The sequence below is a fragment of the Rubneribacter sp. genome, from assembly GCF_965361815.1.
In genome coordinates, this window is the sequence record NZ_CBDTNW010000071.1 from 1 (window position 1) to 7,802 (window position 7,802).

5 protein-coding genes and 1 pseudogene are annotated in these 7,802 nt (G+C 62.1%); 4 read left to right on the forward strand and 2 right to left on the reverse strand.

Features of this window, described 5'->3' with window-relative positions:
* Nucleotides 1-776 precede the first annotated feature (776 nt).
* Nucleotides 777-2,030, forward strand: coding sequence for an ATP-binding protein (locus ACWKY3_RS05475; RefSeq protein ID WP_449315416.1), 1,254 nt, complete (start codon nt 777-779; stop codon nt 2,028-2,030).
* A gap of 27 nt (nt 2,031-2,057) precedes the next feature.
* Here ACWKY3_RS05475 and ACWKY3_RS05480 read toward each other — a convergent pair whose 3' ends face one another.
* Nucleotides 2,058-2,195 (reverse strand): hypothetical protein, encoded by a 138-nt coding sequence (locus ACWKY3_RS05480; RefSeq protein ID WP_449315417.1) that lies wholly within the window; start codon nt 2,193-2,195, stop codon nt 2,058-2,060.
* Between the two features lie 45 nt (nt 2,196-2,240).
* On the opposite strand from ACWKY3_RS05480, the pseudogene ACWKY3_RS05485 reads away from it, so the two are divergent.
* Nucleotides 2,241-2,333: pseudogene (locus ACWKY3_RS05485) on the forward strand (dimethyl sulfoxide reductase anchor subunit family protein); the annotation flags it as partial.
* 479 nt (nt 2,334-2,812) lie between these two features.
* Here ACWKY3_RS05485 and ACWKY3_RS05490 read toward each other — a convergent pair.
* On the reverse strand, nt 2,813-4,258 hold the full coding sequence (locus ACWKY3_RS05490; protein WP_449315418.1) for a helix-turn-helix transcriptional regulator: 1,446 nt from the start codon (nt 4,256-4,258) through the stop codon (nt 2,813-2,815).
* Nucleotides 4,259-4,558: 300 nt separating this feature from the next.
* Here ACWKY3_RS05490 and ACWKY3_RS05495 point away from each other — a divergent pair, with 300 nt between their 5' ends.
* Entirely contained in the window at nt 4,559-7,438 is a 2,880-nt protein-coding gene (locus ACWKY3_RS05495; RefSeq protein ID WP_449315419.1) for a molybdopterin-containing oxidoreductase family protein, read from the forward strand.
* Between the two features lie 4 nt (nt 7,439-7,442).
* Nucleotides 7,443-7,802: 4Fe-4S dicluster domain-containing protein (locus tag ACWKY3_RS05500; RefSeq protein WP_449315420.1), on the forward strand; the 360-nt coding region annotated here is incomplete at its 3' end.

Consider the following 7,802-nt stretch of genomic DNA (forward strand, 5'->3'; position numbering starts at 1 on the left):
CTGCGCGTGGTCTTCTACGAGCTGGGGCTTTCGGTGTTCATGTTCTACTAGCATTCACCCCCTCGCATCCGCGGGAGCCGCCTGGGCGCGCCCCTCCCCCTGCGGATGCCGAGGAGGGGGTCCCTGCCCCCCTCGAGCGCTTCGCGCGAGGGGGGGGGTCGCGCGCCGCGGGCACAACGGCGACAGCGCGTCCCGGATGCTTCACGTGAAACATTCTTCCTCCGGGTGCCTGGCAGAGCGTGACGTTATCCCCGTCCTGTGTCACCCTGTGGGCGCTCGGAGCGTGACGTTATCCCCGTCCTGTGTCACAAAAACCACCTTCAAAATGTTTCACGTGAAATATTCCCCCACAGTGACATGCGACGCTAGCACAAATGTTTCACGTGAAACATTCGGGTCTCAAGCATTCACGCGGTGCACCTCCCAAGTGCCTTCGTGGCTCAATGTTCCCTGAGCGATACGTAGGCGGCATCTCTTCCAAGCGCCCCGCGCGGGCGCGGCCCTCCCTCCCCGAACCCCCCTTGCAAACGGGAAGGCCGCTTCCGCTCGGGGCGCTTTTGTGTTTGCGCGCATTGCATCGGCGTAGGATGCTTTAAGGCTGAGGGCGCATGAGCGAAAAGCGTGTGGCAGCTTTGGCGGTTGATTGACGTGTGATGACTTTGAGTTTTCGCCCAATTGCCAATGACGGCACTCTACTCGTTCTCGTCGGGGATTCTGTGCTATGATTCATTTGCAAAAATCGGTAACACTGACCATATTTTGTAAATGGGGTTGCTATGGAGTATAAGCGCACAACCTACCTCGATAAGCTTGTTGCCGGCATGGGTTCTGACCAGGTGAAGATTATTACGGGGCTGCGACGCTGCGGCAAATCCTATCTCATGAACACGCTGTTCAAGCGATATCTGCGCGAGATGGGCGTGGCGCAAGACCGTATCGTGCAGGTTGACTTCGATGGCTTTCGCAACAAGGCGCTGCGCGATCCCTCGGCGTTTCTCGCGCACGTTGACGATCGGCTTGCGGGCGAAGGCACCTGTTACCTGCTTCTCGACGAGGTCCAGCTTCTCGGCGAGTTCGCTGAGGTCCTGAACGACCTCATTCGCATGGATAACGTCGATGTGTACGCCACTGGCAGCAACGCTCGGCTTTTGTCGAAGGACGTGGTTACCGAGTTTCGCGGGCGGGGCACCGAGATCGCCCTGCGCCCCCTCTCGTTTTCCGAGTTCATGGAAGGCTACGACGGTGATAGGCGAGACGGTTACGCCGAGTACTCCCTCTACGGTGGGCTGCCCGCCGTAGCCAAGCTTGCCGGTGCGGGAGCGAAGGCCGACTATCTCAAAGGCATCTATGACGAGACGTATCTGCGCGACATCGTTGAGCGTCACAAGGTTGCCAATCAGGGCGACCTTGTGGACGTTCTTGACGTGCTCTGTTCGGGCATTGGTTGCCTCACCAATTCCACTAAGATCGCGAACACCTTTAAGAGCGAGAAACGTTCGGGTCCGAGCAGGCCAACGATCGATGCGTATATCACGTACCTAGAGGACGCCTTCCTCTTCGAGAAGGCGGCGCGCTACGACGTTAAAGGGCGCAAGTACATCGGCGCCAATTCAAAATATTACGCGACCGACCTTGGCCTGCGCAATGCGCGAATGAACTTCAGGCAGTACGAAGAAACTCATATTCTGGAGAACGTTATCTACAACGAGCTGCGCGGCCGAGGGTTCAGCGTGGATGTGGGGGTGGTGCCTGCCCGTCGCCGCAGCGCCAACGGCGCGTCCGAGCGCGTAACGTACGAGATCGATTTCGTGTGCAACAGCGGGAGCAAGCGTTGCTACATACAGTCTGCCTTTGCCCTCCCGACGGACGAGAAACTCAAGCAGGAGGAGGAGTCGCTGGTGCGCGCTGGGGATTTTTTCAAGCGAGTGATCATCACCAAGGACGGCCCGATGCCGCACTACAACGACGAGGGTATTCTCATGCTGAACGTGTACGACTTTCTGCTTGATCCGAACTCGCTGGACCTGTAGCGTTTAAAGCGCGTCGGGGCCTCCGCGCTATCCTTCCAAGCCCGCGGGATCGCTTTTCGCCCCGTCTTTCTCGGCGGTGACGAGGTCGATCAGCTCTTGCTTGGAGTGAACCGCGGTTTTCGCGTACACGGTTCTCACGTAGCCGCGAACGGTTCCGTCGGCCATGAACAGCTCCTGCGCGATCACGAGTGGAAGGGAGGGGAGTAGGTTATGGAGCTGCAATGGCCTTTGATCCTGTTCACCACGCTGGTGGCGTGGTCGGCGGGGCTGTTCGGGACGCAGGCGCTCTTGGCGGCCGGCGGGCACAACGGCGGCGGCGCGTCCCGGATGCTTCGTGTGAAGCGTTCTCCCCCTGGGCGCCTGGAGCGTGACGTTATCCCCGTCCTGTGTCACGCTGTGCTCTGCTTCACGCAAGGCAAGGCACCGTGGCGGCAACGCCCCCCGGATGTTTCGCGCGAAACAACTTGTCGCAATGGTATGCGGCATTGGTGCAAATGTTTCACGTGAAACATCCTCCCCCTGGGCGCCTGGCGGAGCGTGACGTTATCCCCGTCCTGTGTCACGGCTGTGTCACGGGCGCGGCCCCCCCGAAACCCCCTTGCAAACGGGAAGGCCGCCTCCGCGCGGGGCGAGTCCGCCTCCCCATCCCGTTCCTCCTCCGATGTCTCCGCCGTTCCCGAACGCTTCGCGCGAAGCGCCCATATCTCTACCGGGGCGCCCCGCGCGCAGTTCTCAAGGCATCGAGCAGCTGTCAGGTCCGGCGCATTCGCCGCGAAGCGCGGTCATTCGCCCTCGATAGCCTCCACGATGTCGAGGGCTTCCTGCTTCGAATGCACGTTGAGCTTCTTGTACACCTTGTGCAGGTACATGTTGACCGTCCCCTGCGACAAGTACAGGTTCGACGCGATATAGCGGGCGGATCTACCTTGTGTCAGCAACGTGAGCACTTCCGTCTCGCGCGGAGAGAGCGCGTAGCGCTGGGCAACCCGCAGGCAACGGCGCTCGAGAATCTCTGCGGCGGTCAGTTTCCGGCTCTTCTCGAACACGCGGATGACGTCGTGTTCGGTGAATAGGAACAAGTACGTGAACAGGATGAGGACCACGAGGACGAACGCGATGGCCGGTGCCTGCTCGTCCCAGAACAGGTTGCCGAAGGGCATCGCTTGAAACAGAAGAGTGCTTGCGAGACCGGTGGCGTCGAGCACTAGCTGGGACGACGCCACCACGACAAGCGGGGAGAGGCCCAGCTGGTCGGCCAATCTCAACGCGAGCAGGAGCACGAGTATCTTGAGCAGCGCGTAGAACGCGACTTCTATGCCGTAGTAGATGGAGGGATCGAGCGACAAGGGGATGGCCGCCAGTCCGACCAACGCGAAGAACGCCAGGGCGCGGTAGAGCAGGACGCCGGGGAAGCGGTCGCCTGACAGTCGCGAGATGGCGATGGAGCCGACCGCGACCGCCGCCGACAAAGCGATGCTGACCGAGAGCACCCAGGAGTCTCCCGGCGTGTCGTTGGTGCGGAAGGGCACCACCAGGCAAGCGCTCTCAAAACGGAAGAGGAACACGCAGAACAGGGCTTTGAAGAGCCCGGGGGCCAAGGCGATCCGGTCGCTTCTGGGCGCATCCGGCGCATCGCCTGCGCGCGGGCCGTTTTCATCCAGGGCGAAGGAGAGGGCGCCGTGCGCGACAAGCGACGCGAGCGCGGCTGCTTGGCCCACAGGGGCGGGAGTTACCAGCAGCGCGGCGCCGAGCGTCAGGGAGACGGCGAAGCCCACGGTGAGCTCGACAAGGAGCTTTTCCTGGTTGCGCGCCAAGATGGCTCCGATGCGCAGGAGAAGCACGGACGATCCGCATCCCACGCACAAGGCGCCCGCGTACAGCAGCGCCCCCGAAAAAAACGACGCCGCCGCAAAAAACGACATAGTGGCCAGCAAGCATGCGCAACACGCGGCGGGCGCAGCCCATCGCGAGGCTATGAGGCGCGAAAGGGGCGCGCGGAACAGCAGGAACGTTGCAAGCGCGATCACCTCCGCAACGGTGGCCGCCGTGAGGAAGTCTTGCTCGATGGATTCGGTCTGGGCGACGATCAGGCTTGGTTTGAAGAGGAGCAGAAACGACCAAAGCATGAACGACGCGTACAGAAGCGATCTGCGCGCAATGGGCGCCAAAGCTCCCGAGTGCCGTCCTCCCCTTGCGTTTTTGCAATCGCCTCCATCATCGAAAACCATGGTTCCCCCATCGTCGGAATCATTCCGTCGGGGGCGATCATATCACGACAAGCAGAAGGGCCGAGCGACCTTTCAGACTGCAATGAACGCCCCTCATCTGGTGAAACAGAAAATACATATAAAACTATGGTAGTCCGTTTCGGCGCGCGGGCATCGATACGAGCAAATCTGCAGCCATGCCGCAGAGGCGAAACCATAAGAAACTGAGAATAGACGCCCCACCTCCTCCGTGAAATGCTTCGCTCGACGGGTCGTCCGGCTGCGGGCGACCGGGCATGCAGGAACCGAAGGAGGAAGACTATGGGCAAACCCTTGAGCGCTCTGCTCAGTCGAAGGGGCTTCGTGAAGCTCGCTGCGGTCACGGGTGCCGCGGCGGCCCTGTCCGGTGCGGGAGGGGCGCCGTCGGCGTTGGCCGAGACGGACAAGCCCGCGCAGACGGGCGAGGTCAAGCGCGTTCGAACCGCCTGCCGCGCGTGCGGGAAGATGGAGTGCGGCGTGTGGGTGACGGTTCAGGATGGCCGAGCCGTCCGCGTCGAGGGCGATGAGACGGCGTGGCATTCCGGCGGCAACTGCTGCACGAAGTCCCAATCGTCCATCCAGGCCGCGTACCACCCGAACCGGATCTACCATCCCATGAAGCGCACCAACCCGAAGGACGCGGCCGATCCCGGCTGGGTCCGCATCTCGTGGGACGAGGCGATTTCCGAAACGGTGAGGAAGTTGCAAGAGGTGGCCGACCGCTACGGCGGCGAAACGCTCATCAACACGCGCGGCACCAGCCGCATGTGGGCCATGGGAGGCAGCTGCCTGACCAAACCGCTCGGCGGCATCAACGACGTGGGCGCGAACCAGATCTGCAAAGGCCCGCGCCGCGAGGCGGGCTCGCTGACCATCGAAAACGGCATCTTCTTCCAGGCCAATGTCGATCATCCGGCCGTGTTCGTGCAGTGGGGCACCGAGCAGACGCAGTCGAACTACGATGACTCGTGCCGCGTGGTGGCCGAGACGGCGCATCGCGCGCAAACCTACATCAGCATCGATCCGCGCAAGACCAACCTGGGCAAGGAGGCCGACTACCACCTGGACCTGCGTCCCGGCTCCGATGCGGCGCTGGCGCTGGGCTGGACGCGCATCGTCATGGAGAAAGAGCTCTACGACGATCTGATCGTGAAGCGGTGGAGCAACGCTCCGTTTTTGTACTGCGAGGACATCGAGCCCACGGGCGGTCCGGCGGCCAGCCTGAACTGCTCGGCGGGCTTCGAGCTGAAAACGAGGCTGCTGAAGGAGTCCGACCTGGTGGAGGGCGGTTCGTATCTGCGCTTCATGGTGTGGGACAACATCAACGGACGTCTGACCTACTTCGACGCCGACGAGAAGGTTGGCATGTGGGAAGGGCAGACCGAGCACGACGTCAAGATGGACGAGGGCTTCGAGTACGAGCGCGGCGGATGGGTTCCCGACGTGCAGCCTTTCCCCGTGGACATCGATCCGGCGCTGTGGGGCGAGTTCGAGGTCACGCTCAAAGACGGCCGCACCGCGAAGGCGAAGCCCGTGTTCCAGAAGTACTGGGACGAGGTGGTTCAGGAGTGGACGCTCGAGCGCACGGCCGAGGTGTGCGACCTTGATCCGCAGCTCATAGAGGACGCGTGTTTGGCCTGGGCCACGCGCATCGACCCCCGCCACGGCAACGGCGGCTTGAACGCCCAGCTGGCTCCCGAGCAGGTGGGCCGCGCCATCCAAACGTTCCGCGCCATCTACCTGCTGTCGTTTATGACCGACAATTACGACACTCCTGGCGGCAACCGCGGCATCACGCGTGTGCCGGCCGTCATCAGCGGGCCGAAGGGCCCGTGCACTCCCAGCACGTCGTCTTCCGTGCCCAACTGGGAGAAGCGTGCGAAGATCTGTGGCGCCGACAAGTTCCCCATGACGCGGTGGTGGGACTCCTGGGCCGACTGCACCTCGGTGTGGGATGCCGCGCACACCGGCGAACCGTATCCCATCAAGGGGTGCGTCATGGAGACGGGCGACTTCATGCACCAGTCGAACAGCTTGTACGCGTGGGAAGCGCTCATGCAGATGGATTTTATGGTGGCGATTGACCTGTGGTACGCCCCCACGGTGAACCTTGCCGACATCTTGCTGCCGGCCGAGCATTGGATTGAGATCCCCGGTTGGGCGCGCGTGTCGCAGGGCGCGTCCGGCGCGTACGGGGCCAACGTCCGATGCGTCGAGCCGCCTGCGGACTGCAAGTCCGATCCGGAGATCCTCATCGACTGCTACAAGGAGATGGGCATTCCGTGGTACGACACCTCCGATGGCGGCGACGCGTGGGACCGCCCCTTCGAGGAAACGCTGAGCTACTGCGTGAAGGACCTTGCTCCGTCATGGGAGGAGTACGAGCGCAACTTCACGGAAAACGGCTGGTCGGATGCCAAGGAGATGTTCCCGGAGCGCTACGGAACCTATAGGCGCTACACCGTGGGATACCTTCGCCAGAAGGACAGCATGAGCGTCGCTCCCCTCGATTACGTGCCGGGCATGGGCACGCCCACTATGAAGGCCGAGTTCTGGTCGACCATTTTGGAGTCGTATATGGGGCAAGACGAGTTCCCTGTGTACCAGGAACCGCCGCTCAGCCCCGTTTCCACGCCGGAGCTGTACGAGAAGTACCCCTTCAACATGACCACTGGCCGCCGCATTCCCGTGTACTTCCACAGCGAGCACCGCCAGCTGCCGTGGTGCCGTGAGCTGTGGCCTGCGCCTCGCATCGAGATCAACCCCGAGGACGCAGCCGAGCTGGGCATCGAGCAAGGTGACTGGGTGTGGATAGAGAACGACAACGGCAAGGTGCGCCAGGTTGCCGACCTGTACAGCGGCATCAACCGGGGCGTGGTCAACTGCGAGCATTCCTGGTGGTACCCCGAGCTTGAGCAGGCGGACAAGGGGTTTAAGCTAAGCGGCATCAACTGCCTTGTGTACAAAGACGCCCAAGACCCCATCTGCGGCGCGTCTCAGTTGCGCGCCTATCCGGTGAACATCTACAAGGCCACGCCGGAGAACTCGCCGTTCGGTAATCCCGTTCCCTGTGGCGACGACGGGACGGAGATCATCCATGATTCCTCGGACCCCCGTCTGAAGGAATGGCTGCCCGATTACGAGATAAGGAAGGAGGCGTGACGCCATGGCTCAGTACGCTATCGTCACCGATCTGAACAGGTGCGTCGGATGCCTTGCATGTTCGGTCGCATGCAAGGCGGTCAACGAGGTGCCTATTGGAAGCTACTGGAACAAGGTGCTGAGGGTGGGGCCGAACATGCCCTCCGGGGCAACGAGGGCCCGCGATGCCGAACTCTACTTCCTTCCTGTTGGTTGCCAGCACTGCAAGAATCCCGAATGCGTGAACGTGTGCCCCACAGGGGCTTCGCACAAGCTTGAGGATGGCACGGTGCAGATAGACAAATCGAAGTGCATCGGCTGCCAGTTCTGCGCCATGGCCTGCCCCTACGGGGTGAGGTACTTGAACGAGGAGGAGCGCGTGGTG

Excerpts from the sequence above, each read along its gene's own strand:
- ACWKY3_RS05475 (WP_449315416.1), top strand. The coding sequence starts at position 777 with ATGGAGTATAAGCGCACAACCTACCTCGATAAGCTTGTTGCCGGCATG.
- ACWKY3_RS05480 (WP_449315417.1), bottom strand. The coding sequence starts at position 2,195 with ATGGCCGACGGAACCGTTCGCGGCTACGTGAGAACCGTGTACGCGAAA.
- ACWKY3_RS05490 (WP_449315418.1), bottom strand. The coding sequence starts at position 4,258 with ATGGTTTTCGATGATGGAGGCGATTGCAAAAACGCAAGGGGAGGACGG.
- ACWKY3_RS05495 (WP_449315419.1), top strand. The coding sequence starts at position 4,559 with ATGGGCAAACCCTTGAGCGCTCTGCTCAGTCGAAGGGGCTTCGTGAAG.